Origin of the sequence: Achromobacter aegrifaciens (genome assembly GCF_902859965.1) — a bacterium.
GTDB classification, from domain to species: Bacteria; Pseudomonadota; Gammaproteobacteria; order Burkholderiales; family Burkholderiaceae_B; genus Achromobacter; species Achromobacter aegrifaciens.
In genome coordinates this window covers 499,653-524,489 of sequence record NZ_CADIKO010000003.1, presented here as the reverse complement: position 1 = coordinate 524,489, position 24,837 = coordinate 499,653, and the positions used below count along the sequence as shown (strand labels likewise).

The following is a 24,837-nucleotide window of genomic DNA, read 5'->3' as shown; positions in this document are numbered from 1 at the left end:
TTTACTCCCGCACGGGTTCGCCCAGTTCGAAGGACTCTTTGGGGAAGTACTTGGCCAGGCGGTCGTCAGCCGTGCGCGCATGCGCTTCCATGCCTTCCAGGCGCGAGATCCGCGCCGTCACCTGGGCGGTGTCACGGCTGGCCTGGCGCGTCATGCGCTGCCAGGTGACGGTCTTGATGAACTTGTGCACGGATAGGCCGCCCGAATAGCGCGCCGCGCCCTTGGTGGGCAGGATATGGTTGGTGCCGCTGGCCTTGTCGCCGAACGCCACCGTGGTTTCCTCGCCCAGAAACAGCGAGCCATAGCAGGTCAGATGCCGGAACCACCAGTCCAGGTCTTCGCAATGGACCTCCAGGTGTTCGCTGGCGTAGCGGTCCGAGACCTCGACCGCCTCTTCGCGCGTATCGCACAGCACCACCTCGCCGTAGTCGCGCCAGGCGGCGCCGGCCGCGTCCCTTGCGGTGGGCGGCAGGGCCGCGATCAGTTCGGGCACTTGCTTGAGCACCGCTTCGGCCAGCTTGCGGTCGGTGGCGATCAGCCAGGCCGGTGACTCGTGGCCATGCTCGGCCTGCCCGACCAGATCCGAGGCGACGATAGCCGGGTCCGCCGACGCGTCGGCGATGATGCAGACCTCCGAAGGTCCGGCGAACACGTCGATGCCCACGCTGCCGAAGAGCATGCGCTTGGCTTCCGCCACGAACTTGTTGCCCGGCCCGACGATGATATCGGCCGGTTTGCCGGTGAACAGGCCATAGGCCATGGCGGCGATCGCCTGCACGCCCCCCAGCGTCATCACGGCATCCACGCCCGCCACCTGCATGGCATACAGCACTTGCGGATGTATGCCCTCGCCGCGGTACGGCGTGGAGCAGGCGATGACCATGGGCACGCCGGCCGCCTTGGCGGTGGCAATACTCATGTAGGCCGAAGCGATGTGCGCGTAGCGCCCGGTGGGCACATAGCAGCCCGCCACGTTGACCGGTATCAGGCGCTGGCCTGCGACCAGGCCCGGCGCGAGTTCCAGCTCGAACTCGCGCACCGAAGCCATCTGGGCCTGCGCGAACTTGCGCACCTGGCCGGCGGCGAACTCGATGTCGCGCTTGATGCCGTCGGGAATGGACGCGGTGCGCCGTTCCATCTCGGTGGCGCCGACCAGGATGTCCCCCTCCCATTTATCCAGCCGCCGGGCGTAGTCGCGCACCGCGGCCTCGCCGCCCGACTTGATGTTCGCCAGCATTTCGGCGGCGACCTCGCGCGCGGCGGCCTCGTTGGCCTGGGGCTGCCTGGACGCAGACTTGAGCTTGCTTACTGCCATGGTATGGCCTCGCGGAAGAATGGATGAAGCTCAGTTGGTCTTGTTGGCGAAAGTCTTGAGCGCCGGGGTCTGGTCGACGCGCTTCATGTAGTCGTCCGTGATGTAGGCCTTGGGGTCCGGCACCTCGGTGAGCGTGCCCACGCTCTTCAGGTAGCCCGACAGCGCCTCGTAGGCGTTGTCCAGCGTGGACTTGCCGCCAGTGCGCGACATCAGCTTGAGCTGCTCGTCGAGCGTGAAGATCGGCCGTTCCAGCTCCTGTCCCAGGTAACCGTCGTTGAGCTTGATGCCGTTGGCCTGGAACAGCTTGCGCAGGTAGCCCATGGCTTCCGCCTTGTTGTTCTTCTCGAAGCTGACGGCCCGCAAGTACACCGCCAGGAACTTGGCGACCGCGTCCGGATTCTGCTGGGCGAATTCACCGCGGGCCACCAGCGCGCCAGGAATCATCACGCCCGCGTCCTTGCCGCTGCACACGACTTCCGCGCCGATCTGTTCGTTGAGCGTATAGAAATTGGGCGCCCAGGTGCCGGCCAGCATGCCGTTGCCGCCGGTGTAGGCGGACACCAGCTGCGCCGGGGCCAGCGTGACCACGCTGACATCGCTGCGCTGCATGCCCCATTTCTTCAGGCAGGCCATGGTGGCGTATTCGCCCGTCGAGTTCGGACTGAGGAGGATCTGTTTGCCCTTCACTTCCTTGGCCGCGTTGCTGCGCACGGCGGCGGCGTTTTCCTTGCGCGCCATCACGCCGTTGGCGGTCGATTCGTCATTAGTGACGCCGAGGGTCACGATGCCATAGCGCTGCGCGCCCAGCACCGCGGGCGGCGACCCCGTTCCGCCCACGTCCCAGGACTTGGATGCGGCGCCGGCAATCTGCTGCGCTCCCGCCGGATACACCACGAACTCCGGCTTCAGGCCGGCTTCCGCCCACCAGTTCTTTTCCGTGGCGATGTAGATCGGCAGCGCCCAATAGGCAATCTGGTAGCTGACCTTGATGGGAGTCGGCGTCTGGGCCGACACGGACGGGCTCAACAACAAGGCGCCCAGCGGCGCCAGGCACAGACCCAGGATGCGGGGGATTCTCGACATGCTTAGTCTCCGATAGTGGATTCCGGTCTGCATGCGCGAGCTGCCGCGACATTCCCCGGATAGCAGGCCCGGATCTGCGTCCGGGCTCGTTTTTTGAAAGCGCATACAAAGAATAAGCGCGGAAGAATCTCGTTCAACCCCGAGAAAACCCTAGAGATAGACCATAGCGTTTCAATAACTGTATATTCACACCATCAAATTTCTGAAAGCGCTTTCAAAACATGAAGCGAAAGTCGGCTCCCCTATCCGGGGACACCCTGAAGTCCATCGCCGCCGCCGGCGGCATCTCGTCGGCAACGTTGTCGCGGGTGTTGAACCACCCGGAAAAAGTGCGGCCCGACCTGCGCGCGCGCGCCATGGCCCTGCTGGCCGAGGCTGGCTACGTGCCGCACGGCGCAGCCCGTTCGCTCGCTTCCCGCAAGACCCGGACCATGGGCGCCATCATCCCCACGGTGGACAGTGCCCTGTTCGCCAAGCTGGTCGACGGCATGCAGCAAGCGATCCACGAACACGGCTATCAGCTGCTGCTGGCCAGCACCAACTACAGCCCCGCGCGCGAAGCGGGTGAAGTGCGCGCGCTGATCGAGCGCGGCGTGGACGCCATGATGCTGGTCGGGCGTAGCCGCGACCCGGAACTCTACGAACTGCTGCACTCCAAGGGCATCCCCTTCGTCACCACCTGCCATTACGACGCCGCCGATTCCTGGCCCATGGTGGGCTGGGACAACGCCGCGGCTGCGCAGCGCATCGCCGACTACCTGCTGGACATCGGCCACCGCCGACTTGGCGTGATCGCCGGCATCTCCAAGGACAACGACCGCGCCGCCGACCGCGTCGCCGGCTTCACGCGCGCCCTGACGCGCCGCGGCATCGAACTGCCGCCGCAATACATCATCGAAAAGCCCTACACCGTGCCGGAAGCCCGCCGCGCCATGGCCACCCTGCTGCGCCTGCCCGAGCCGCCCACCGCGGTCATGTGCGGCAATGACATCCTGGCCTATGGGGCGCTGCAGGAATGCCTGTGGCAAAACCTGCGCGTGCCCGAGCAGATTTCGATTACGGGCTTCGACAATATCGAAATGGCGGCCCATTGCCGGCCCGGCATCACCACCCTGAACGTGCCGGCCTTCGAGCTGGGCCAGCGCGCCGCCCAGATCCTGCTGGCCGCCGATGCCGACACGCCGCCCGAAAACGTCTGCATCGAACTGGAATTGATCGTCCGCGACACCACCGCGCCGCCGCGCAGCAGCACCAGTGCGCGGCTAGGCCGCTGACCACAACGGAGCAAGCCCCATGGAACACATCGAATCACCCCGCATTGCATTCCTGGGCCTGGGCGTCATGGGGAGCGCGATGCTGCGCAACCTGGCCGCGCAAGGGTATGCAGTATCAGGCTACGACGTCGTTCCTGCAGCCATGGAGCGCCTGGCCGACACCGGCTTCCGGCGGGCCGCCACGCCACTGGACGCCGCCCGCGGCTGCGACGTGGCGATCACCATGCTGCCCACCTCGACCCACGTCCGCGACGCCTTGTTCGGCGCCGATGGCGCGGCGGCGGGCTTGAATCCGGGCGCCCTGGTCATTGAAATGAGCACGGGCGACGCGGTCGAGACGGACCGCATCGCCGCCGATCTCGCAGCCCTGGGCCTGCGTTGCATGGATGCCCCCGTGGGGCGCACGCCGCGCGAGGCGGCGCAGGGCAAGGCCTTGATCATGGCCGGCGGCGCGCAGGCCGACTTCGACCAGGCCGCGCCCATCTTCGCCGCCATGGCCAACGAGATCGTGCACGTGGGCCCTTTCGGTTCGGGCATCCGGCTCAAGCTGGTCAACAACTACATGTCCATGGTCGGCATGGTACTGACGGGCGAAGCGCTGATGTTCGCCGCCAAGCTCGGGCTGGACCGCGCCACTGTCGTCAAGGTGCTGTCCAACACCACTGCGGGGCGTGGGCAGCTCCTGACCAATTTTCCCGGCAAGGTGCTGGCGGGCGACATCAGCCCCGACTTCCCCATGCGCATGGGCTACAAGGACATCAACCTGGCCATGAACCTGGCCGCCTCGGTGGGCGCGCCGCTGGGCCTGGGCGGCTACGCCCGCGAGATGTTCGCGCTGGCCAAATCATGGGGACGGCAGGAGCAGGATTGCACCGCCATGCTGCTGCTGCTCGAGGACGTGGCCCATCTGGACCGCCAGGCGACGGGGTCCGGCCATGAGTGAGCACATTGCAACCCTGCCCGCGCGGCGGCCGCGCGCATCGCGCCGCCGAATCACCGTGGGCGTGGCGGCCGTCGCCATCGCCTTTGCCGCCTGGTGGATCGTGTCGGCGCTGGGCCTGGTCAATGGCGCGCGCTTTCCCACCCCGCTCACCACCTGGCAGGCCGCGGTGCAGCTCTCGCGCGATTCCGGCTATGCCGGCGGCACGCTGTTCCAGCACATCGGCCACAGCCTGCGCCTGGTATTCCTGGGATTCCTGGTCGCGATCGGCACCGGCGTGCCACTGGGGCTGCTGATGGGATTCAGCAAGCGCATCGACGCGCTGGTCGGGCCGGTGTTCTCGCTGCTGCGCCCGATTCCGCCACTGGCCTGGATCCCGCTGGCCATCCTGTGGCTGGGCCTGGGGGATCCGGCGAAGATCTTCCTGATCTGGGTGTCCTCGTTCACACCTGCCGTCATCAACACCTACGCAGGCGTGCGCAACATCGACCCCACGCTGATCGAGGCCGCGCGCGTGCACGGCGCGGGCAATCCCGTCCGCATGCTGCGCGAGGTCCTGATACCCGGCTCCATGCCCATGATCTTCACCGGCCTGCGGCTGTCGCTGCAGACCGCGTGGATGACGCTGGTGGCAGCCGAACTCATCGGCGCCTTCATCGGCCTGGGCAAGGTGCTGGACACCGCGGCGCTGGACATCCGGCCCGGCATGATCCTGTACGCAATGGTCTGGGTGGGCCTGTTGGGCGCGGTGATGACACGCGGACTGGAATGGATCGAAAAGAGGGCCTTGCCATGGCTACGCTGACACGCGCCTCGGGCGACCCGCCCGCCTTCACCTTCGGCTTGTCCTGCCTGGGGCTGGCCGGCTTCTTCCTGGCCTGGCATCTGCTGAGCGTGGCAGGCGTGTTCCCGCCCAACTACCTGCCCGGCCCGCTGACCGTGCTGCAGACCATCGCGCAGTACAGCAGCGAACCCTATTCCGGCGCCACGCTCTGGACGCACCTGGGCGCCAGCCTCTACCGCTTCGCCTGCGGCTTCCTGCTGGCCGCGGCGGTAGGCATACCGCTGGGCCTGCTGATGGGCTGGTACCGCTGGCTGGACGACGTGGTCAGTCCGTTCTTCGATGCGTTGCGCTTCGTGGCGCCCATCGCCTGGGTGCCGTTCGCCGGCCTGTGGTTCGGCACCGGCATCGGCGGACCCACCCTGATCATCTTCGCCGGCGCCTTTCCGCCCTGCCTGATCAGCGCCTACCGCGGCGCCAAGTTCGTCGACACGCGACTGCTGGAAGCCTCGCGCACGCTGGGCGCCAGTGGCCCGCGCATCGTGGCCGAAGTGCTGCTGCCGGCGTCGCTGCCTTCCATCCTGGCCGGCCTGCGCGTCAGCGCCGGCATCGGCTGGCAATCGCTGGTGGGCGCGGAACTGATCGTGGTGGGCAACGGCATCGGCTACATGATGGTCCAGGGGCAGCTCAACGTCGCCACCAATATCGTCATGGCCGGCATGATCGCCATCGGCATCGTCGGCATCTGCATCGACGTTGCGCTGCGCATGTTTGAACAGCGCCTGAAGGCGCGCTGGGGACGTTGATGGACCACGCAACGCCAGACTCAACCTTGTCGGTCATTGTCACGGGCGGCGCAAGCGGCATCGGCGCGGCGGTATGCAGGCGGGTGATCGAAGCGGGCGGCCACGCGGCCATCCTTGACCTCAACCAGGAAGCCGCGCATACGCTGGCGCGGGAACTGGGGCCGCGCGCGGTGGCCGCCCCGGGCGACGTGCTGGACGAGGCCGGACTGCGGGCCACTCAGGAACGGCTTGCCGCCCTCCTACCCGCGGTCAACGGACTGGTGAACTGCGCCGGTATCGCCCAGGTTCCAACCGCCATCGAAGACTATCCGGTGGAGGCCTGGGCCCGTGTGGTGGATTCCCACCTGAAAGGCACCTATATCGCCTGCCGCGTATTCGGCAGCGCGATGGCCGAACGCGGACGCGGGGCGGTCGTCAACGTGGCGTCCGTGCTGTCGTTCCGCCCCGGCCCGGTACTGGCCTATGGCCCGGCCAAGGCCGCGGTGGTAAATCTGACCGAAGCCCTCGCGGTGCAATGGGCGCGCCGCGGCTTGCGCGTCAACGCCATCGCGCCCGGCTGGACCGACACGCCCTTCCTGAAACCCAAGGAACGGCAGGGCGAGCGCGACATGACGCCGATCCTGAACGCCACGCCGCTGGGCCGCCTGATGCAGCCGCGCGAGATCGCGGAAGTGGTGTTCTTCCTGCTGTCGCCGGCGGCCTCGGTCATCACTGGCGCCACCATCCCCTGCGACGGCGGCGTCATCGCAGGATCTGGATGGGCGCCCTACGGGGGCTTTCCGCAAGCTGGCTAAGCGCGGGGCGTGGCCTCCAGCACCGCCGCGCGGAACTCCTGCATCAGCGGCGACCAGGTGGCGCCGTGGCGCGTAACCAGCGCCATGCTGCGCCGCAGAGGCCGGCCCAGCGCCACCGGCAGTTCCGCAATGCCTGGACCCAGCGCACTATGCGGCATCAGCGCCAGCAGGTCCGAGGCCGCCAACAACGCCAGCGCGCCCCCGGAAAAATGCTGCACCTCCAGCGCCGCCGCAGGTTGCGCCAGGCCCGCCTCGGCATAGCGGGCCTCCAGCGCCTGGCGCGCCACCGACCCCTGCATGGGCAGGATCCAGCGTTGGCCTGCCAGGTCGCGCAACGCCAGCTTGCGCCGCGACGCCAGCGGGTGCTTGCGGCTGGCGGCCACGCACAGGCCGTCCTCGCGTATCGATTCCTGATGCAGCGAGCCCGACACGTCGGCATAGATCGGTGTCACCGCAAGGTCCAGCCTGCCGCCCGCGACCTGCTCGTTAAGATCGTCCGACTGGCCTTGCGTCAGCTGCACCCGCAGCGCGGGCCGGCGCGGCAGCAGGCGGCGCAGCGCCGGCATCACCACGCTGTCCACGGTAGCGCCGGTCGCGCCGATACGCAGCAGCCCGGCCTCGCCCAGGCGCAGCTCCATCGCATTGCGCACGGCGTCGCGGTACTCCGCCCAGAGCCGCTGCGCATGCTCGCGGAACGCCAGGCCCGCCGAGGTCAGGCGCAGCCCGCGGCCGCCGCGGTCCAGCAACGCCAGCCCGGTATCGGCTTCCAGCCGTTGCAGGGACTTGGACAGCGCCGGCTGGCTGACGCCGCAGGCGGCCGCGGCGCGGTCCAGGTTGCCGTGTTCCACCACGGCCAGGAAGTACTCGATGTCGCGCAGGGACAGATTCATAATCGTTGGTTATGCATAGACTCAGCTTCAGGAATATTAAGCCGGGCCTGCGCTCCTAGAATCCCTGGATAAACCCGCAGACAGGAGACGCAGCGCGTGGACAAGAAGCCCAATATCGTATTGATCGTGGCCGACAACCTGGGATGGGGCGAACTGGGCTGCTACGGCGGCGGCGCGCTGCGCGGCGCGCCCACCCCCAACATCGACAGGCTGGCCTCGGAAGGACTGCTGCTGCAGAACTTCAACGTGGAAAGCGACTGCGTGCCCACGCGCTCCGCGCTGATGAGCGGGCGCCATCCCATCCGCACCGGTTGCCTGCAATCCGTCCCTCCCGGCCTGCCACAAGGCCTGGCGCGCGATGAAATCACGCTGGCCCAGCAATTGTCCGGCCAGGGCTACGCCACGGCGCATTACGGCAAGTGGCACCTGGGCGACATCCCCGGCCGCTATCCGTCCGATCGCGGCTTCGACGAGTGGTATGGCATCCCGCGCACCACGGACGAAAGCCAGTTCACCTCGTCCATCGGCTTCGATCCCTCGGTCGCCGACATCCCGCACATCATGCAGGGCCAGGCCGGCTCGCCTTCGGAAAACGTCAAGGTCTACGATCTGGAGACCCGCCGCGGCATCGACGCCGAACTGGTCGACCGGTCCATCGGCTTCATGCGCAAGCATGCAGAGGCCAGCCGCCCCTTCTTCCTGTACCTGCCGCTGGTGCACCTGCACTTTCCCACCCTGCCGCACCCGGACTTCGCGGGGCGCACCGGCGCCGGCGACTTCGCCGACTCCATGGTGGAAATGGACCACCGCGTCGGCCAGATCGTGCAGGCGGTGGATGAACTGAAGCTGCGCGACGACACCGTGTTCATCTTCTGCAGCGACAATGGCCCGGAATTCCGCAAGCCCTACCGCGGCACCGCCGGTCCCTGGACCGGCACCTACCACACGGCCATGGAAGGCAGCCTGCGCGTGCCCTTCATGATCCGCTGGCCGGGCAAGGTCCAACCCGGCCAGGTCTCCAACGAGATCGTGCACGTCACCGACCTGTACACCACGCTGTCGCGCATCGGCGGCGCGTCCATGCCGCAGGACCGTCCCATCGACGGCATAGACCAGACCGACTTCTTCACCGGCGCCAGCCCGACCTCGCTGCGCGAGGGCTTCCTGTTCTACATCAAGAACGACCTGCGCGCAGTCAAATGGCGCGACTGGAAGCTGCATTTCTACTGGGAGCCCGAGGTCAACGAAGGCAAGGGAAAACTGGAGTCGCCGTACCTCTTCAACCTGAAGCAGGACCCCAAGGAAGAAAGCGACATCCTCATCTTCAATACCTGGGTGCTGGGGCCCATCCTGAAAATGGTGCAGTCCTTCAATCAGTCCTGCGCCGCGCATCCGAATACGCCACCCGGCAAGCCGGATCCGAGCTGAGACGCGCGGCGGCCTGAGCAAAAAAACACAAAGGGGAAATCATGAAATTCGCTATCCGCTGCTGCGCGCTGCTGCTGGGCGCCGCGCTGACCGCCACCGCCGGCGCGGCAGACGCCAAGCTGGAATGGCCCGGCAAGCAGATCACCTGGGTGATCGGCTTCGTTCCGGGCGGCACCGCCGACGTGCTGACCCGCATCGCCGCGCAGGAACTGGCGCGGCGCAGCGGCTTGAACGTTATCGTGGAAAACCGCCCCGGCGCGGCGGGCGCGATCGCCCTGCAGCTGGTGGCGCGCAGCAAGGCCAGCGACGGCTATCTGCTGACCGTGCCCGGCCCGCTGATCTACCCCACGTCCCAGCCCGAGATCGGCCGCGAACTGGCGCCCGTCATCCTGATGGCCCAAGGCCCCATGGTCATTGTCGGTCCCGCCAAGGACGCCCGGGCATCCCTGCAGGACGTGCTGGCCGATGCCCGCCAGCGGCCCGAAGCATGGAGCTACGGCAGCTCGGGCAACGGCACATCGCAAAACCTGGCGGGCGAACTGCTCAACCAATATGCCGGCACCCGCATCGTGCATGTGCCCTACAAGGGCGGCGGCCAGGCGGTGGCCGACGTGGCCGGCGGCCAGATCCCCCTGGCGATCCTGGGTTCGGCACCGGTCATGCCGCAGATCAAGGCCGGCACGCTGAAGGCCTACGCCGTCACCACGCCCTACCGCCTGGACAGCCTGCCCGACGTCCCCACGGTGGAAGAGTCCGGCTTCAAGGGCTACGCCGCCACCCAGTGGTTCTCGGTCGCGGCCAGCAAGGACATCCCGGCCGCGCAGCTGGACCAGGTCAACGCCGCGCTGCGCGCCGCCGTCGCCACGCCCGAATTCAAGGCCGCCCTGGAAAACGCCGGCATGATCGCCGGCGGCGGCTCGCGAGAGGAATTGCAGTCATTCATCCAGGCCGACAGCGCCAAGTGGCAGAAGCTGATCGACAGCGGGGCGGTGAAGCTGGCGAATTGAGAACCTGCCCTCAACTCATATACACGCCGCCATTGATGGCGTAGTTGGCTCCCGTCACGAACGCCGCCTCATCCGACGCCAGCCAGGCGCACAGCCCCGCCAGATCCTTGGCAGTACCCAGCCGGCCCACCGGCACGCTTTCGACGATACGGTCCAGTAGCGCCGGCGGGAACGCCTTCACGGTGTCGTCGGCAATGAAGCCCGGCGAGGCCAGGTTGACGGTCACGCCGCGGGCCGCGACTTCCTGGGCCAGCGAACGGGTGAAGCCGATCACGGCGCCCTTGGCGGTGGCGTAGTTGATCTGGCCGATCTGGCCCTTCTCCGCGGCCACGGAGCCGATGTTGATGATGCGGCCCCAGCCGCGATCCGCCATGCTGTCGACCACCTGCTTGGTGGTGTTGAACAGCGTGTCCAGATTGCTGCGCAGCACCGCGGACCAGTCCGCCTGGCTCATCTGGCGAAAGCGCATGTCCAGCATGGCGCCAGCATTGTTCACCAGCACGTCGATCTCGCCGACCTCGCGCCGCACCTTGGCGAAGGCCGCCTCGGTCGAGGCCCAATCCGTGGCGTCGCCCTCGGAGGCGACGAAGTCGTAGCCCAGGGATTTCTGTTCCTTCAGCCAGTGGTCCTTGCGCGAGGAGCGCGGCCCGCAGCCTGCCACCACGCGGTGTCCCGCGTTGTGCAGCGCCTGGCAGATCGCGGTGCCCGTGTGGCCCATTCCGCTGGTGACGTAAGCAATGCGCAAAGCCATGTACTTCCCCTTTTGAAAAGACGGTATCGCGCCGCCGCTCAGCCGATCTGGCCGACCAGCGGGAACAGGCCGAACGCCAGCGCCGCGGCCAGCATCACCAGGCAGACCATCGTGGCCCACTTGAGCGAATAGCGCTGGTGGTCGCCGAAGTCCACGCCGGCCAGGCCGACCAGCAGGTAGGTCGAAGGCACCAGCGGGCTCAGCAGGTGCACGGGCTGGCCGATCAGCGAGGCGCGCGCCATCTCGACCGGCGAAATGCCGTAGCCCTGGGCCGCTTCGCTCAGGATGGGCAGCACGCCGAAGTAGAAGGCGTCGTTGGACATGAAGAAGGTGAAGGGCAGGCTCACCAGGGCGGTAATGCCGGCCAGGTACGGGCCCATGGCGTCCGGAATCACCGCCAGCAGGCTGCGCGACATCGCCTCGACCATGCCCGTGCCCGACAGGATGCCGGTGAAGATCCCGGCCGCGAAGATCAGCGACACCACCGACAGCACATTGCCCGCGTGCTGCGCGACGCGGCGGCGCTGCTCGGCCAGGTCCGGATAGTTGATGACCAGCGCGATCGCGAAGGCGATCATGAACAGCACCGGCAGCGGCAGCACGCCCATCACCAGGCTCACCATCAGGGCCAGCGTCAGTCCGGCGTTCACCCACAGCAGCTTGGGGCGGCGCAGGTCCTGGTCGACCTCGATCTCGGGCAGGTTCTTGGGACCGTCCTCGTCATAGCCGGCGTGCAGCGAAGCGCCGTCCGGCAGCGACAGCACGCCCAGGCGGCGGCGTTCACGCAGGCCCAGGCAGAACGCCAGGATCAGGATGGCGACAATGGCCACGCCCATTACCGGCACCAGCGGCACGAAGATGTCGCCCGCGTCCACGTGCAAGGCGCTTGCGGCGCGCGCCGTCGGGCCGCCCCAGGGCGTCAGGTTCATGACGCCGCTGGCCAGCATCGCCAGACAGGTCATGGACAGCGCGTTCATCTTCAGGCGGCGATACAGCGGCAGCATCGACGCCACCACGATCATGTAGGTGGTCGAACCGTCGCCGTCCAGCGAAATCACCAGCGCCAGCACGGTCGTGCCCACCACGATCTTCAGCGGATCGCCCTTCACCGCGCGCAGGATGCGGCCCACGATGGGATCGAACAGGCCGGCGTCGATCATGACCCCGAAATACAGGATGGCGAACATCAGCATCACGCCGGTGGGCGCGATCTTGCGGATGCCGTCCAGCATCATCTTGTCGATGCCCGACCCGAACCCGCCCAGCAGGGCGAAAATAATGGGGACAAGGATCAGCGCCACCAGCGGCGACAGGCGCTTGGTCATGATCAGCGTCATGAACGTGATCACCATGCCGAAGCCAAGCAGGGTCAGAAGCATGAGGGTTATCTCCGACTAGTCGTTGTTATGCGTAAACGCGCCTCCGGCTGGGGATGCGCGACCGCAAGACTAGAAATAAAAGCTGTCGGCAACCTGTCGTTTTTGAACGCGGGTGCGGCGCGGGGGGGCTAGTCCAGCCATGCGACAATCGCCCCTATGCGCATACTGGTGATCGAAGACGACGCGGACCTGGCCGACGCACTCGTGCGCCGGCTGCGCCGTCTCGGCCATGCAGTCGACTGCCAGAACGACGGCCTCAGCGCTGACGGCGTGCTGCAATACGAAACCTTCGACCTCGTCATTCTGGACATCGGCCTGCCCCGCATGTCGGGCTTCGACATCCTGCACCGCCTGCGTGACCGCGGCAGCAAGACGCCCGTGCTGGCGCTGACCGCCCGCATCGACATCGAAGACCGCGTCCACGCCCTGGATACCGGCGCCGACGACTACCTGGCCAAGCCCTTCGATTTCCGCGAGCTGGAAGCCCGCTGCCGCGCCCTGCTGCGCCGCCCCAGCCCCCAGGCGTCCGGCATGCTGCGCTTTGGCGAGCTGGTCATCGACAGCGCCGCGCGCCAGGTCACGCTGGCCGGCCAGCGCATCGAACTGCCCAAGCGCGAATACAGCCTGCTGGAAATCCTGCTGGCCGGCATGAACCGCGCCGTCAGCAAGACCGAAATCGCCAACAAGCTGTTCGCCTTCGACGACGATGCCGCGCCCAACGCCATCGAGGTCTACATCGCCCGGCTGCGCCGCAAGCTCGAAGGCTCGCCGCTGCGCATCGAAACGCAGCGCGGCACCGGCTACCTCCTGACCGCCACCGATGACCACGACCGCCCCGCCGCGCCCGGCCCCGGCCGGGAGTGACCCCGCCACGCCCGCCGCCGCGCAGGGCCGCATCTCGATCAAGCGCCGCCTGCTGGCCATGCTGCTTGCGCTGTTCGTCGCCGCCCTGGCCACGCTGTATCTGCTGGTGCGCGGCTACGCCAATCAGACCGCCGACACCACCTACGACCAGTTGCTGCGTTCCTCGGTGCTGTCCATCGCCGACAGCCTGCAGCTGGTGCAGGGAGAATGGCGCATGGACATGCCTTATGCCTCGCTGGCGCTGCTGGAGCAGGCGCCGCGCGACCGCGTGTTCTATCGTGTCGGCGACGCGGGCGGCGCACTGATTTCCGGCTATGCGGACCTGCCAGCGCCGCCCGCCCGTGGCAGCGAAGGCCCGGCGTACTCGCCCCGCCTGTACGACGCCAGCTACCAGGGCGAGCCGGTGCGCATCGCCTGGATGGAACGCAAGATCGCCGGTCCCCGCAATGCCGAGACCGCCCTCATCCAGGTCGCACAGACCCGCGAAGCCCGCAACGCGCTGGCAGCGGGCATCTTGTGGCAAGGCACGCTGGCGCTGATCGGCTTTACCGCCGCGGCGCTGGCGGTGGCCTACTGGGGCCTGCTGCGCTCGCTGTCGCCGATCCGCCGTATCGAGCGCGAACTGGCCGCCCGCAGCGCGGCGGACCTGCATCCCATCGCCGCTCCCGTGCCGGAGGAACTCGACACGCTGGTGCACTCGCTGGATGGCTTCATGGCGCGCCTGTCGGAAAACCTGGACACCCTGCGCCTCTTCATCGCCGAAGCCGCGCATCAGCTGCGCACGCCGCTGGCCGCGCTGCACGCACAGATGGAAGTGGCGCTGGACGAGGAAGATCCCGCCGAACAGCGCCGCAGCCTGCTGGCCGTGCTGCGCAACGCCGAGAAACTCTCGCGCCTGGTCAACCAGCTGCTGAGCGACGCCAGCGTCATCCACCGCAGCAACGTGCGCCAGTTCCAGCCGGTGGACCTGGCCGAGCTGCTGCGGCAGGCGGTGTATGACACGGTCCCGCAAGCCGATCCCCAGCCCGACTTGCGCCTGCATCTGCCCGCCACTGCGCCCGGCAATCCGCCCACCGTGCTGGGCGACAGCCTGATGCTGCGCGAAGCGTTCAAGAACCTTATCGACAACGCCCTGCGTCACGGCGCCACGGACGACGGCCACATCGACGTGCGGCTGGAGCCGGAGGACGATGGCTGGCGCATATCCGTATCCGACCAGGGTCCGGGCATACCGCCGGCGCTGGCCAACGCCGCCTTCGAGCGCTTCGTGCGCGGTCCCAACCCGCGCGCGTCCGGCGCCGGCCTGGGCCTGTCCATCATCAAGCGCGTGGTCGACATCCATCAGGGCCGGCTGGCCCTGAGCAACCGCGTGGGCGGCGGCCTGGACGCCGTGGTCACGCTGCCGCCCCGCCCCCATGAAGCTTGATCTCCTGAAACCCCTGCGCCTGCTGGCGGCGCTCACCGCGCTGCTGCCCTTTGCTGCCGGCAACGCCGCGGAAACCAGCGCCGACGGCCTGACGCTGGGGCCCGCGGACAGCAGGAACGTACTGGTCGTGCACGCATCCAACAGCGTGCAGGTGTTCCGCGGCGTGCTGGAAGACTTCAGCAGGCTCAACCCCGGCCTGCGCCTGGAATACACCGAGCTGTCCACGCAGGAGCTGTATGCCGGGACGGTTTCCCGCGCCACGCAGGCGCCGGCAACCAGATCCGGCCCCGACATCGTCATCAGCAGCGCGATGGACCTGCAGACCAAACTGGTCAACGACGGCTACGCGCAACCCCACATCTCGCCGGAGACCCGCGCCCTGCCCGCCTGGGCCAACTGGCGCGACGAGGTCTTCAGCATCGGCACCGATCCCATCGTCATGGTCTACAACACCAGCAAGCTCGCGTCCGCAAGGGCGCCGCGCACCCGGCGCGAGCTGCTGTCCCTGCTGCAGGCGCCGGACCAGCCCCTGGCCGGCGCGATCTCCACTTACGACGTCGAGGGCAGCGGCATCGGCTACCTGGCGGCCACGCAGGACACGCGGCTGGACAGCATGGCTGGCGCGCTGCTGGCCGAACTGGGCCGCAACCGCGTGGCCGTGCACGCGTCCACCGAAGACGCGCTGGACAAGCTCGAACGCGGCGAGATCACGCTGGCCTACAACCTGCTGGAGTCCTACACCCGGCACCGCATCGACCTGGGCGCGCCGCTGGCCATCGTCTATCCGCAGGACTACACGTTGATGCTGTCGCGCTCCGCCATCATTCCCCGACAGGCGCCGCGGGCGGATCTGGGCGCGATGTTCCTGGACTATCTGCTGTCGCCGCGGGGCCAGGAAATGGTCGCGCGGCAATCGGGCATGCGGCCCGTGAGCGCATCGGCCAACCCGGAAGCGGGCGTGCGGCCGGTGGCGCTGGGCGTAGGACTGTTGGTGTATCTGGATGCACTCAAGAAGCGGCATTTCCTGGATCTGTGGCGCGCGGCGGTCCGTCCGCCCGGCGGCCCCCACCACTGACGCGATCTCCCCGCCCGCACTGGTATACACAACCCGGTACACCAAGACCACCTCTGAATCCGGACCCTTTTTGTCCGGACAATGCACCCACTTTTTTCATCCGCCCCGGGGTTTTGCGAGGATAATTTCCTTGTGGCAGCGCCGCGGCAATCCAGGCCGGCCAGCCTCTCCCATGCCGGCAAATCACCGCCGCGCAGCGCTCCCCCGATCTGGCCGGAGCCACCTCTACAACGATCTGTGATACGTGACAGCGTTTGCGTCTGAACCAGAGTTGGAGGCACGAAATGGCCGAACACCAGATTGCCGTCCGGCGCGCGATCGAAGCCCTGGACCGTCTGGCGGATCCCGATCCGCCCTGGCATGACATCCTGCTGACCGCCCGCGACATGGTGGGTGCGGACAGCGGCACCTTGATCGTCTTCGATGCCCGCCACAAGCTGCTGGACCTGTCCACCGTCAGCTTTCCCGAAGCCGCCGCCACGGACTACCGCAACCATTACTACAGCTGCGACATCGTCGAACAGGATTCGCGGCTGCTGCCCGTGGGCACTTGGCTGGATACCGCCAACATGTGCGGCCACAAGCAGCTGCAGCGTTCCGAGTTCTACACGGACTTCATGCTCAAGCACCGGATGGCGCAAGTGCTGTGCCTGGTAATCGAATCCAGCGCCATGCTGCGCGCCGCCATCGCCTTCCAACGCTCGACCGTGGACGACAAGGCCAGCGAACGGCTTCAGTCCGGCGACGTAGCCCATTACTTCCGCCTGCTGAAAAGCCGGTTGGCCCAACGCGAAAAGGCGCTCGCCATCGGTTGGACAGCCATTGAAAGCGCACTCTCGGATGTCGGCGAAGCCGTGCTGCTGGTCAGCCACGACGCGATGGTAGACAAGAGATCGGCCCTCGCCATGCACTATCTGAGCGACGGCCATGGCTGGAACGTGCGCGGCGGCAAGCTGCGCCATCCCGACGCGAAGATACAGGCCTTGTTCGACGCGTATTGCCAGGCGGTCGCGCGCGACGGCAAGGCGCGGTCCCTGGCGGCAGCCGCCGGATGGGGCGAATTGACCTGGATCGACATCAGCGCGGCCCCGCAAGCGCTGAGCCTGATCGGCAGCCGCATGCTGCTGGTGCGCATGCGCAGAAAAAGCGCCTTTGCCCAACCTGACGTCGACAGACTGGAATCCGTGTTCTCGATCACGCACGCGGAAGCCGCTGTGCTGGCCGGTCTTGCGATGGGACACAGCGTGGAGGAAGTCGCGACCCTGCGCCACGCCTCGGTGCTGACCGTGCGTAAACAGGTGGCGTCCCTGCTCAACAAGATGGAATGCAATCGCCAGTCCGAACTGGTCAGGCTCGCCTCGCTGCTCTGAGCGCGCGCCATCGGTATGACGTACCCAATATTGAGTATGTGGCGCCCACCCGCGCCGTCCTACGATGAGCACAAAGGCATGAGGCCCGGACGCCCGGTCCGGCCCGAGTCGTAAACCTGGCGGTGGAACCCAGCGCCAGGTACGTGTCCGCGCGCGCCGCGGGCCGGGCCGGCCTGCCCAAGAAAAAAACCAATGCGCCAATCCGGTTGCGCAGCTGTCCCTGCACCGGGCTGCATTGCCGCGAGCCCCCATGGACACCGGTCTCCAATGCTGCGGTCACTCTCGTCATCAGGAGCATTTCATGAAAACTGCCCTAACCGTCCGCGCCATGATTCCCGTCGTCCTGGCGGCCTGCGCCCTGCTCTCCGGCCCCGCGGCCGCGCAAATGTCCGCCGCCCCAACCACCGCAGCTCCGCCCTCCGACGTCCAACTCAGCCGCGATCAAGTCGAACGCGACCTGGCCGCCTGGAAGCAATCCGGCGTTGAAAGAAACTGGGACAGCGACAGCACCCCTGACATCAATAGCCCCGAGTATGTCGCCGCCTACCGGAAGTATGTCGACACGGTCAGGCCTGCCAACGCCCCGCAGATGCAGCAGTCGCAGGGCCAGGGCAAATGGTGATGCGCGCTATTGAGCCCGCAAGGACGCACCGCCGCGCTCGCTGCCTGGCGAGCGGCCATAGTGCGCGCGGTACGCCCGATTGAATGTGGAAACTTCCTCGAATCCCCAGCTGGCGGCGATGTCCGCGATGGAGCGGCCAGGCTGGGCCTCGATGGCCAGGCGGCACCTTTCCAGCCGGCACTGCCGCACGTAAGCGCTGAAGCTCAGGCCATGCTCGGCCATGATCTTGAACAGATAGCTGCGGGAGATGCCGAGCTCCTCGCTGGCCGAAGCCGGCGTCAGGCCGCGATCGGCCAAACGCCGCTGCACCAGCGCCAGAATGCGGTCCAGGACTTCGTGGCGCACCCGTTCGGCGATCTGCGCGCCGGCATCCGCCCCTTCGAGCTGCGTCCGCGACAGCAGTTCGCTGCAATGCCTGACCATCAGCGCCTGCACCTGCTGCAACTCGTTTGCCGGCAGTTCGCTGACCAGGCGCATGTAGCTGGCCAGCACCCGCCCTGCCCCTGAACTTCCGTCCAGCACCGGCAGGGCCAGCCGCCCGCGCCGGCCCAGTTGCGGCCGCAAGAGGCCTTCCGGGATTTCTATGCAGAACATGCGGAAATCGGTGCGGAAATCGACTTCCCAGGGCGAAGCGCAATCCACCACGTAGACGTCGCCAGCCCGCGCCCGCATGGCGCTTCCGTCCTGCGAAACCAGGGCCTCTCCCGCGCACAGCAAATTGGCGAAGAATGGGGATTGCTTGCGGGCCGAGAGACCGGCCGCGGACAGCCTGACCACATGGGATTGGGCGGTGATGGTCGAGCCGTGCAGGTCCGGCAGCAGCAGGCCGTCGATCTGGCCGCGAAAGCTGCGCGCGGCGTCACGCTCGGGTTCGAGCGGCACGTAGGCATCGCAGATTGCATCGCGCCAATACGCGAACTGCTCCTGCGGCGCTATGACATCGGTGGTGTGGTGGTAGGCCTGCGCGCTCATGTTGAGTACCGGATCATGCCGACTGGGGCCGCCATCTTCTAGGGGATGGACGCTTTGCGCCACTGCCGTGGACGCTACGCGCTGGCAGGGCGAAGACTACCGGCCGATTATACGCACAGACCTATATCGCCGGACTCAGATCCAGGCCCAATCAGGAGACAAAAGATGTCCACGCCCGAACCGCTCGACGAGCGGATCGCAGCCTTTGAACGCGACGGATTCGTGGTGCTGCCGGGAATCATCCCGCCCGAGCAGGTCAGCCAGTTGCAGGAAGCCCTGATCCGGATCGAGGCCGAGCACAACCTCGGTTACGCCCAGACCTCGTTCGAAGGCCGCAAGACGGTGCGCATCAACAACCTGCTGGTCTACGATCCACGCTTCTGGGACGTGCCGCTGCAGCCCGACGTGCTGAGCCTGGCCGAACGCCTGCTGGACCGCGAGCTGCTGCTGTCGTCGCTGTGCTCACTGACGCTGGCGCCGGGCCAAGGCGCCCAGCCCCTGCACGAAGATACCCAGCAACTGGCGCTGCCGCGCCCGCGCCCGCCGCTGGCGGTCAATGCCATCTGGGCCTTGAGCGATTTCACGGCCGAGAACGGCGCCACCCACATCGTGCCCGGCAGTCATCGCTACGATTCGTCTCCGCCCTACGGCGCGCAGGACATAGACACCGTGCAGGCCACCATGAAGGCGGGCAGTGTCATGCTGTTCGACAGCGCGCTGTGGCACAAGGGCGGCGCCAACAACAGCAACGCCCGCCGTTACGCGTTGTCGTGCTACTACTGCGCCGGATGGATGCGGCAACAGGAAAACCTGCAGCTCGGCATTCCGGCCGAGGTGGCGAGAAGCTTCCCGCGCCGCCTGCAGGAATTGTGCGGCTACAGCATCTACAAGGGGCAGTACGGCCACATCGACAATGCCGACCCCATCACCCTGCTGGGCGGCGCTGGCCGGCCCACGGTCTGGCAGGCCAGCGACGCCAAGGCCGCCCGCAAGGCTGCCGAGCGCAAGGCATGATGAACGCCCCCGCCCTGCCCAGGGTCCCGGATTCGGTGATCCATCTGCTGCGCGACGCCGCTCTCGAAGCGCCCGATCTTCCCGCGCTGTCCTTCGAAGGCGTGCGCCTGAACTATGCGCAATACGCCGGCTTGGCTGGAGCTTTGGCACGCCGCCTGGGCGAACGCGTGCGGCCCGGCGACCGGGTGGCCCTGTTGATGCAGAACTCGCTGGACCTGGCCGTTGCCACCTTTGCAGTGCATGCGCTGCGCGCGCAGGCCGTGCCGCTGAACCCAGGCTATCGCGAGCGCGAGCTGGCCTATATGCTGGAAGACGCCGAGCCTTGCATGCTGCTGCATGACGACAGCGTGAAGCTGGATCTGAGCGCCGTGTGCCCGGGCCTGGATGCCGGCGCCATTCTCCGCACAGGCAACGGCGCCGGCCTGCTGGAGATGCTGCCGCAGGCCTGCGCCCTGCCCGAAGACCTGCCGCGGCATGAAGATCTGGCCACGCTGCAATACACCGGCGGCACCACCGGACGCCCCAAGGGCGTCAACATCCTGCACCGGCAGATCGCCTACAACATCGCGCAGCGCGAAGCCTGGCTGCCGACGCGGCGCGATTCGGAGGTGGTGCTCTGCGTGATGCCGCTATTCCATGTGTCGGCCGTCTCCATGTCGCTCTACTTGAGCCTGCATGCCCGCGGCGAGCTGGTGGTGATGCGGCGCTTCGATGCCGCCCGCACCATCGAGGCCATCGCCGCCCACGGCGTGACCCTGCTGCCGGGCGCGCCCGCAATCTTCCATGACCTGTTGCTGAGCACGGCCTTCCAGCCTGAAAAACTCGGCAGCCTGCGCGCCTGCTTCTCCGGCGCGGCGCCGCTGCCGCGCGAAACCCTGACGCGTTTCGAGTTGCGCGCCGGTTGCCCCATCCATGAGGGCTACGGCATGAGCGAGGCGGGTCCCTGCCTGGCCTTCAATCCCATGCACCGTCCACGCAAACCCGGTTCGGTGGGCTTGCCCGTGCCAGGCGGCGAACTGCAGGTGGTGGACCTGGATGGCGCCAGCCGCGTCATGCCGCCGGGCCAGCCCGGCGAAATACGCGTGCGCGGGCCGCACGTGATGGCAGGTTACCGCCAAGCGGCGCCGGAGTCCGCGCAAGCGCTGCGCGAAGGCTGGTTCTACACCGGCGACGTCGCCATCCTGGACGACGAGGGCTATCTCCATCTGCGGGGCCGCCGGCACGACTGCATCAACGTGGGCGGCTTCAAGGTCTATCCGCTGGAAGTGGAACAGGTGCTGTTGTCGCGCCCCGAAGTCGGCGAAGCGGCCGCCTTCGGCGTGGCCGACGAGCGGCTGGGCCAGGTGGTCCACGCCTGGGTCACGCCCGCCCCCGGCCAACGCCTGGACATGGCCGCCCTGCAGGCGCATTGCGCCGCGCACCTGGCCGGCTACAAAGTGCCGCGCCGCATCGGCGCGACGGCAGCCTTGCCGCGCACCAGCATAGGCAAGCTCGCACGCAGCGCGCTCGCGCCCGTGGCCGTGCCCGGCCCGAATTCGCAGTGACATTCCACATAAAAGGGGAGGAACATGAAGCAACTCGATCTGCAGGCTTTGCAACACCAGCTCGCCGAAGAAGGCTACGCCGTCATTGAAAACGTGCTGGACGCCGCACAGCTGGAACAGGCGCGCGAATGCGTGGCCGGACTGATGGCCGCGGAACGCGCCGATCCGTTCCCGCTGGACGACGAACGGCACGAGGACGATGACGACATCCTGGCCTACTATAAGCGCCACTACACGGTGAGCGACATGGAAGCGCAGCGCATGGTGGCGCGCGTGCACCAGTATCGCCGCGACAACGAAAACACGCGCTGGCCGGTGCCCATCAACAAAGTGTCGAAGAACTTCCTGCACTTGCCCACCCTGTTCGACGACGACAAGTCGCAACGCGTCTGGAACCTCCTGAACAAGGCGCCCGACATGATCCCGCTGATCGAGCACCCGGCGGTGTTGCCCATGGTGCGCAGCGTGATGGGCCAGGACTGCAACCTGCACGACTTCCAGGCCACCAGCATCGGCCCCGGCACAGGCGGCGGCGCCTGGCACGTGGATGCGCCGCTGGGCCAGATCGCCGAGCCGCTGCCGGAGTTTCCGCTGACGCTGCAGAACGTCTGGATGCTGGACGATTTCACCGCCGACAACGGCGCCACGCGGGTCATGCCGCGCAGCCACAAGCTGCGCAAGTCGCCACCGTGGGGCAGCGGCCCGCTGGACGGCGAGGTCACGCTGACCGCACCCGCCGGCTCGGTCGCCATCTGGCTGTCCAACACCTGGCACCGCTCCGGCCCGAACCATACCGACCGCGAGCGCCGCGCCATACTCTGCAACTACAACGTGTCCTGGTTGCGCGGCTTCGCCGACTTCACCAGCACGCTGCCCGAAGGCGTCGCGGCCGCGCTGTCCAACGACGCGCGCTACCTGCTGGGCTACGGCGCGCGCGCGCCATTGACGCGCTGACCATGGCCGCCGCAACCTCGTCTCCGGCGCTTGCACCCGCGGCGCCGGCCATACACGGCTACTGCGATCCCGCCTTCGAACCAGTACGCGCAGCATTCGCGCGCAACTTCCAGGACGGTGGCGAGCTCGGCGCGTCCGTCGCCATCGAAGTCGACGGCTATCCGGTGGTCGACCTGTGGGCAGGATGGGCCGACACGGACCGCAGCCAGCCCTGGCAGCGCGACACGGTCTGTATCGTGTTCTCCAATACCAAGCCGGCCACGGCGCTCTGCGCCCACATGCTGGCCGAAGCGGGAGAGCTGGACCTGGACGCCCCTGTCGCCCGCTACTGGCCCGAATACGCCGCAGCAGGCAAGGCCGCCACCACCCCGCGCATGCTGCTCAACCATACCGCTGGCCTGCCCGCGCTGCGCGAGCCGCTACCCGCTGACGCCGCTTTCGACTGGGAGGGCATGATCCGCCGGCTGGCCGGGGCCGCGCCTTTCTGGGCTCCGGGCGAACGCGTGGCCTACCACGGCCTGACCTACGGCTGGCTGGTCGGCGAGCTGGTGCGCAGGCTGGGCGGCTGCATGCCCGGCGAATTCTTCCGCCGCCATATCGCGCAGCCGCTGGACCTGGACTTCTGGATCGGCTTGCCGGAAACGGAGGAAGCCCGGGTCGCACCCATCGTGCCGCCGCCCGCGCCGCAAGCGCCGTTCAGTCCCTTCGAGCAGTCCCTGAAGGACGAACCCGAAAGCCCTACCGCGCTGTACGCCAAGAACACCGGCGGCTGGCGCCCTTCCGGCTTCAACAGCCGCGCCGGCCACGCAGCCGGGCTATGCGCGGCTGGCGGCATCGGCAATGCGCGCAGCCTGGCGCGTCTGTACGGCACACTGGCGCTGGGCGGCCAGCGCGACGGCGTGCGCCTGCTGCGCGAGGACACGCTGGCCGCGGCCACGGCCCTGTCGGCGCGCACGGACGACGACGCCTGCCTGCGCGTACCCACGCGCTACGCCAGCGGCTTCATGCGCCAGATGGATAACCGCGCGCAAGGCCTGGACAGCGCCTGCTTCGGCGACGAGGCCTACGGCCACACGGGCGCTGGCGGGTCGCTGGCTTTCGCCTGGCCGCAGCGCCGGCTTTCCTTTGCCTACACCATGAACCGCATGGGACGCACGGTGCTGCTCGATGAACGCGCCCATCGCCTGGTGTGCGCGACGCACGCGGCACTCGGCGCAGGGCCGCCAGGCTGAAGCCCGCGCCGCACTCTCGAATCACAAAAAAACCTGGAGACAAATCCTCATGAACACGAGCAACCCCTATCGCCCCGCCGCCCTGCGGCGTCTGTTCGCCGCGGCCGGCGCCACGTTGCTGGTCCAGGGCGCCGCCCTGGCTGCCGAGCCCGTCAAGATCGGCTATCTGATTCCTCTGTCGGGCAGCGCCACCGCTTCCATTGGCAAAGACATGTCGCGCGCCACGCATCTGGCCGTCAAGCACATCAACGACGCCGGCGGAATCAAGTCGCTGGGCGGCGCGCAACTGCAGCTGGTCGAGGTGGACACCCGGGGCGATGCCAAGGTCGCCATGACCGAGGTCGAACGCCTGATCACCCGCGAGAAGACCCCGGTGCTGCTGGGCGCTTTCCAGAGCGGCGTGACCTTCCCCGCCACCGCCGTCGCGGAAAAGAACCGCGTGCCATGGGTGGTGGACCTGGCCGCCAAGGCCGACATCACCGAACGCGGCTTCAAGTACGTGTTCCGTCCCACGCAGATCCCGGCCTCGGGCAACGCCGAAAGCATGGCGGACTTCATCGACTACGCGGGCAAGACCACCGGCAAGCCGGCCAAGACGGTCGCCATGGTCTACGAGAACACCGATTGGGGCCAGGACATGGCCAACACGTTGCGCGCCAAGTTCAAGGCAGCCGGCATCGATCTGGTGCTGGACGAGGGATACCCGCCCAACTCGCCTGACCTGCGTCCGCTGGTGCTGAAGATCAAGGGCAAGAAGCCCGACGTCGTCACCGTGACCTCCTATGGCGCCGACGCCGTGCAGCTGCACAAACTGCTGGCGCAGATGCGGGTGGGCTCGACCTACGTCGGCAGCGCGGCCGGCCAGATCGACAGTACCTTCATCCCGCTGGTCGGCAAGGACATCGCGGGCAATGTCTACACCACCAATGGCTGGGCCGGCTACGAGTCGTCCATCACCACGCCGTTCGCCAAGAAGTTCTGGGACGACTTCGTCGCCGCCTACAAGGTCGATCCCAACGAACTGTCGGTCAGCGCCTACGCCGCGGTCTGGGTCATCAAGGACGCGCTGGAGCGCGCCGGGAAGGCGGATCCCGAAGCCATCCGCGACGCCCTGGCCCAGACCAAGCTGCAAGGCACCGACCTGAACAAGCTGGTGGGCTATGACATCGTGATCGACGCCAAGGGCCAGAACCCCGAAAAGCGCTACGTCATGCAGCAGATCACGCCCGACGGCCAGTACCGCACCGTGTGGCCGGAGAACCTGGCCTCCAAATCCTACAAGATGGTCTGGCCTGCCGCTCAGCCCTGACCGACCT

The 24,837-nt window shown here is 67.4% G+C and carries 23 protein-coding genes; 17 read left to right on the top strand and 6 right to left on the bottom strand.

Annotated elements, in window-relative coordinates; genetic code table 11:
- Position 1: 1 nt before the first annotated feature.
- Both hpsN and HV793_RS21470 read right to left on the bottom strand, forming a co-directional pair.
- Positions 2 to 1,315: a sulfopropanediol 3-dehydrogenase gene (gene hpsN / locus HV793_RS21475; RefSeq protein ID WP_054450388.1), complete on the bottom strand. Its 1,314-nt coding sequence runs from the start codon at positions 1,313 to 1,315 to the stop codon at positions 2 to 4.
- Between the two features lie 30 nt (positions 1,316 to 1,345).
- Positions 1,346 to 2,398 (bottom strand): ABC transporter substrate-binding protein, encoded by a 1,053-nt coding sequence (locus tag HV793_RS21470; RefSeq protein WP_054450387.1) that lies wholly within the window; start codon positions 2,396 to 2,398, stop codon positions 1,346 to 1,348.
- 221 nt (positions 2,399 to 2,619) lie between these two features.
- Between HV793_RS21470 and HV793_RS21465 the strand changes: the two genes are divergently transcribed.
- The 5 genes from HV793_RS21465 to HV793_RS21445 are packed head-to-tail and all read left to right on the top strand — an operon-like array spanning position 2,620 to position 6,993.
- Positions 2,620 to 3,672, top strand: a complete 1,053-nt coding sequence (locus HV793_RS21465; protein WP_175181203.1) for a LacI family DNA-binding transcriptional regulator — start codon at positions 2,620 to 2,622, stop codon at positions 3,670 to 3,672.
- Positions 3,673 to 3,691: 19 nt separating this feature from the next.
- On the top strand, positions 3,692 to 4,615 hold the full coding sequence (locus HV793_RS21460) for an NAD(P)-dependent oxidoreductase (protein WP_054450385.1): 924 nt from the start codon (positions 3,692 to 3,694) through the stop codon (positions 4,613 to 4,615).
- Positions 4,608 to 5,417: an ABC transporter permease gene (locus HV793_RS21455; RefSeq protein ID WP_054450384.1), complete on the top strand. Its 810-nt coding sequence runs from the start codon at positions 4,608 to 4,610 to the stop codon at positions 5,415 to 5,417. Before HV793_RS21460 ends, HV793_RS21455 begins: the two co-directional genes overlap by 8 nt.
- A complete protein-coding gene (locus HV793_RS21450) occupies positions 5,405 to 6,199 on the top strand; it encodes an ABC transporter permease (protein ID WP_054450381.1) in 795 nt (264 codons plus the stop codon). Before HV793_RS21455 ends, HV793_RS21450 begins: the two co-directional genes overlap by 13 nt.
- Positions 6,199 to 6,993 carry an SDR family NAD(P)-dependent oxidoreductase gene (locus HV793_RS21445; protein WP_175181202.1) on the top strand — a complete coding sequence of 265 codons (795 nt, stop codon included), beginning with the start codon at positions 6,199 to 6,201 and terminating at the stop codon, positions 6,991 to 6,993. Before HV793_RS21450 ends, HV793_RS21445 begins: the two co-directional genes overlap by 1 nt.
- Here HV793_RS21445 and HV793_RS21440 read toward each other — a convergent pair.
- Positions 6,990 to 7,883 carry a LysR family transcriptional regulator gene (locus HV793_RS21440; protein ID WP_175213911.1) on the bottom strand — a complete coding sequence of 298 codons (894 nt, stop codon included), beginning with the start codon at positions 7,881 to 7,883 and terminating at the stop codon, positions 6,990 to 6,992. The genes HV793_RS21445 and HV793_RS21440 overlap by 4 nt on opposite strands.
- Before the next feature lie 96 nt (positions 7,884 to 7,979).
- Between HV793_RS21440 and HV793_RS21435 the strand changes: the two genes are divergently transcribed.
- A complete protein-coding gene (locus tag HV793_RS21435) occupies positions 7,980 to 9,311 on the top strand; it encodes an arylsulfatase (protein ID WP_054450376.1) in 1,332 nt (443 codons plus the stop codon).
- Between the two features lie 41 nt (positions 9,312 to 9,352).
- On the top strand, positions 9,353 to 10,318 hold the full coding sequence (locus HV793_RS21430) for a tripartite tricarboxylate transporter substrate binding protein (protein WP_054450375.1): 966 nt from the start codon (positions 9,353 to 9,355) through the stop codon (positions 10,316 to 10,318).
- Between the two features lie 10 nt (positions 10,319 to 10,328).
- Here the strand turns inward: HV793_RS21430 and HV793_RS21425 are convergent, their stop codons facing one another.
- Positions 10,329 to 11,069, bottom strand: a complete 741-nt coding sequence (locus HV793_RS21425) for an SDR family oxidoreductase (RefSeq protein ID WP_054450373.1) — start codon at positions 11,067 to 11,069, stop codon at positions 10,329 to 10,331.
- A 38-nt stretch (positions 11,070 to 11,107) separates the two neighbouring features.
- Entirely contained in the window at positions 11,108 to 12,448 is a 1,341-nt protein-coding gene (locus tag HV793_RS21420; protein WP_054450371.1) for a CitMHS family transporter, read from the bottom strand.
- 156 nt (positions 12,449 to 12,604) lie between these two features.
- On the opposite strand from HV793_RS21420, the gene HV793_RS21415 reads away from it, so the two are divergent.
- The 5 genes from HV793_RS21415 to HV793_RS21395 all read left to right on the top strand — a co-directional run bounded on the left by HV793_RS21415 (position 12,605) and on the right by HV793_RS21395 (position 17,805).
- The gene (locus HV793_RS21415; RefSeq protein ID WP_054450369.1) at positions 12,605 to 13,312 is read left to right on the top strand and encodes a response regulator transcription factor; all 708 of its coding nucleotides are present in this window, start codon (positions 12,605 to 12,607) and stop codon (positions 13,310 to 13,312) included.
- Positions 13,269 to 14,738, top strand: a complete 1,470-nt coding sequence (locus tag HV793_RS21410) for a sensor histidine kinase (protein ID WP_244958687.1) — start codon at positions 13,269 to 13,271, stop codon at positions 14,736 to 14,738. The genes HV793_RS21415 and HV793_RS21410 overlap by 44 nt, the downstream gene beginning before the upstream one ends.
- The gene (locus tag HV793_RS21405; protein WP_054450368.1) at positions 14,728 to 15,813 is read left to right on the top strand and encodes an ABC transporter substrate-binding protein; all 1,086 of its coding nucleotides are present in this window, start codon (positions 14,728 to 14,730) and stop codon (positions 15,811 to 15,813) included. Before HV793_RS21410 ends, HV793_RS21405 begins: the two co-directional genes overlap by 11 nt.
- Before the next feature lie 284 nt (positions 15,814 to 16,097).
- Positions 16,098 to 17,183: a helix-turn-helix transcriptional regulator gene (locus tag HV793_RS21400; RefSeq protein ID WP_054450367.1), complete on the top strand. Its 1,086-nt coding sequence runs from the start codon at positions 16,098 to 16,100 to the stop codon at positions 17,181 to 17,183.
- A 301-nt stretch (positions 17,184 to 17,484) separates the two neighbouring features.
- On the top strand, positions 17,485 to 17,805 hold the full coding sequence (locus HV793_RS21395; RefSeq protein ID WP_175213910.1) for a DUF4148 domain-containing protein: 321 nt from the start codon (positions 17,485 to 17,487) through the stop codon (positions 17,803 to 17,805).
- A gap of 6 nt (positions 17,806 to 17,811) precedes the next feature.
- Here HV793_RS21395 and HV793_RS21390 read toward each other — a convergent pair whose 3' ends face one another.
- Positions 17,812 to 18,777 (bottom strand): AraC-like ligand-binding domain-containing protein, encoded by a 966-nt coding sequence (locus tag HV793_RS21390; protein WP_175213909.1) that lies wholly within the window; start codon positions 18,775 to 18,777, stop codon positions 17,812 to 17,814.
- Between the two features lie 165 nt (positions 18,778 to 18,942).
- On the opposite strand from HV793_RS21390, the gene HV793_RS21385 reads away from it, so the two are divergent.
- From HV793_RS21385 to HV793_RS21365, 5 genes are read left to right on the top strand one after another with little or no spacing between them, the layout of a single operon-like run.
- Positions 18,943 to 19,791, top strand: coding sequence for a phytanoyl-CoA dioxygenase family protein (locus HV793_RS21385; RefSeq protein ID WP_054450362.1), 849 nt, complete (start codon positions 18,943 to 18,945; stop codon positions 19,789 to 19,791).
- The gene (locus HV793_RS21380) at positions 19,788 to 21,335 is read left to right on the top strand and encodes a class I adenylate-forming enzyme family protein (protein WP_082400654.1); all 1,548 of its coding nucleotides are present in this window, start codon (positions 19,788 to 19,790) and stop codon (positions 21,333 to 21,335) included. Before HV793_RS21385 ends, HV793_RS21380 begins: the two co-directional genes overlap by 4 nt.
- Before the next feature lie 24 nt (positions 21,336 to 21,359).
- Positions 21,360 to 22,289, top strand: a complete 930-nt coding sequence (locus HV793_RS21375) for a phytanoyl-CoA dioxygenase family protein (protein ID WP_054450358.1) — start codon at positions 21,360 to 21,362, stop codon at positions 22,287 to 22,289.
- Positions 22,290 to 22,291: 2 nt separating this feature from the next.
- Complete coding sequence (locus tag HV793_RS21370; RefSeq protein WP_175213908.1) at positions 22,292 to 23,521, top strand: serine hydrolase domain-containing protein; 1,230 nt, start codon at positions 22,292 to 22,294, stop codon at positions 23,519 to 23,521.
- A gap of 49 nt (positions 23,522 to 23,570) precedes the next feature.
- Positions 23,571 to 24,830, top strand: coding sequence for an ABC transporter substrate-binding protein (locus tag HV793_RS21365; RefSeq protein WP_119449019.1), 1,260 nt, complete (start codon positions 23,571 to 23,573; stop codon positions 24,828 to 24,830).
- The last annotated feature ends 7 nt before the right edge of the window (positions 24,831 to 24,837 follow it).

Excerpts from the sequence above, each read along its gene's own strand:
- hpsN (WP_054450388.1), bottom strand. The coding sequence starts at position 1,315 with ATGGCAGTAAGCAAGCTCAAGTCTGCGTCCAGGCAGCCCCAGGCCAAC.
- HV793_RS21470 (WP_054450387.1), bottom strand. The coding sequence starts at position 2,398 with ATGTCGAGAATCCCCCGCATCCTGGGTCTGTGCCTGGCGCCGCTGGGC.
- HV793_RS21465 (WP_175181203.1), top strand. The coding sequence starts at position 2,620 with ATGAAGCGAAAGTCGGCTCCCCTATCCGGGGACACCCTGAAGTCCATC.
- HV793_RS21460 (WP_054450385.1), top strand. The coding sequence starts at position 3,692 with ATGGAACACATCGAATCACCCCGCATTGCATTCCTGGGCCTGGGCGTC.
- HV793_RS21455 (WP_054450384.1), top strand. The coding sequence starts at position 4,608 with ATGAGTGAGCACATTGCAACCCTGCCCGCGCGGCGGCCGCGCGCATCG.
- HV793_RS21450 (WP_054450381.1), top strand. The coding sequence starts at position 5,405 with ATGGCTACGCTGACACGCGCCTCGGGCGACCCGCCCGCCTTCACCTTC.
- HV793_RS21445 (WP_175181202.1), top strand. The coding sequence starts at position 6,199 with ATGGACCACGCAACGCCAGACTCAACCTTGTCGGTCATTGTCACGGGC.
- HV793_RS21440 (WP_175213911.1), bottom strand. The coding sequence starts at position 7,883 with ATGAATCTGTCCCTGCGCGACATCGAGTACTTCCTGGCCGTGGTGGAA.
- HV793_RS21430 (WP_054450375.1), top strand. The coding sequence starts at position 9,353 with ATGAAATTCGCTATCCGCTGCTGCGCGCTGCTGCTGGGCGCCGCGCTG.
- HV793_RS21425 (WP_054450373.1), bottom strand. The coding sequence starts at position 11,069 with ATGGCTTTGCGCATTGCTTACGTCACCAGCGGAATGGGCCACACGGGC.
- HV793_RS21420 (WP_054450371.1), bottom strand. The coding sequence starts at position 12,448 with ATGCTTCTGACCCTGCTTGGCTTCGGCATGGTGATCACGTTCATGACG.
- HV793_RS21415 (WP_054450369.1), top strand. The coding sequence starts at position 12,605 with ATGCGCATACTGGTGATCGAAGACGACGCGGACCTGGCCGACGCACTC.
- HV793_RS21410 (WP_244958687.1), top strand. The coding sequence starts at position 13,269 with ATGACCACGACCGCCCCGCCGCGCCCGGCCCCGGCCGGGAGTGACCCC.
- HV793_RS21405 (WP_054450368.1), top strand. The coding sequence starts at position 14,728 with ATGAAGCTTGATCTCCTGAAACCCCTGCGCCTGCTGGCGGCGCTCACC.
- HV793_RS21400 (WP_054450367.1), top strand. The coding sequence starts at position 16,098 with ATGGCCGAACACCAGATTGCCGTCCGGCGCGCGATCGAAGCCCTGGAC.
- HV793_RS21395 (WP_175213910.1), top strand. The coding sequence starts at position 17,485 with ATGAAAACTGCCCTAACCGTCCGCGCCATGATTCCCGTCGTCCTGGCG.
- HV793_RS21390 (WP_175213909.1), bottom strand. The coding sequence starts at position 18,777 with ATGAGCGCGCAGGCCTACCACCACACCACCGATGTCATAGCGCCGCAG.
- HV793_RS21385 (WP_054450362.1), top strand. The coding sequence starts at position 18,943 with ATGTCCACGCCCGAACCGCTCGACGAGCGGATCGCAGCCTTTGAACGC.
- HV793_RS21380 (WP_082400654.1), top strand. The coding sequence starts at position 19,788 with ATGATGAACGCCCCCGCCCTGCCCAGGGTCCCGGATTCGGTGATCCAT.
- HV793_RS21375 (WP_054450358.1), top strand. The coding sequence starts at position 21,360 with ATGAAGCAACTCGATCTGCAGGCTTTGCAACACCAGCTCGCCGAAGAA.
- HV793_RS21370 (WP_175213908.1), top strand. The coding sequence starts at position 22,292 with ATGGCCGCCGCAACCTCGTCTCCGGCGCTTGCACCCGCGGCGCCGGCC.
- HV793_RS21365 (WP_119449019.1), top strand. The coding sequence starts at position 23,571 with ATGAACACGAGCAACCCCTATCGCCCCGCCGCCCTGCGGCGTCTGTTC.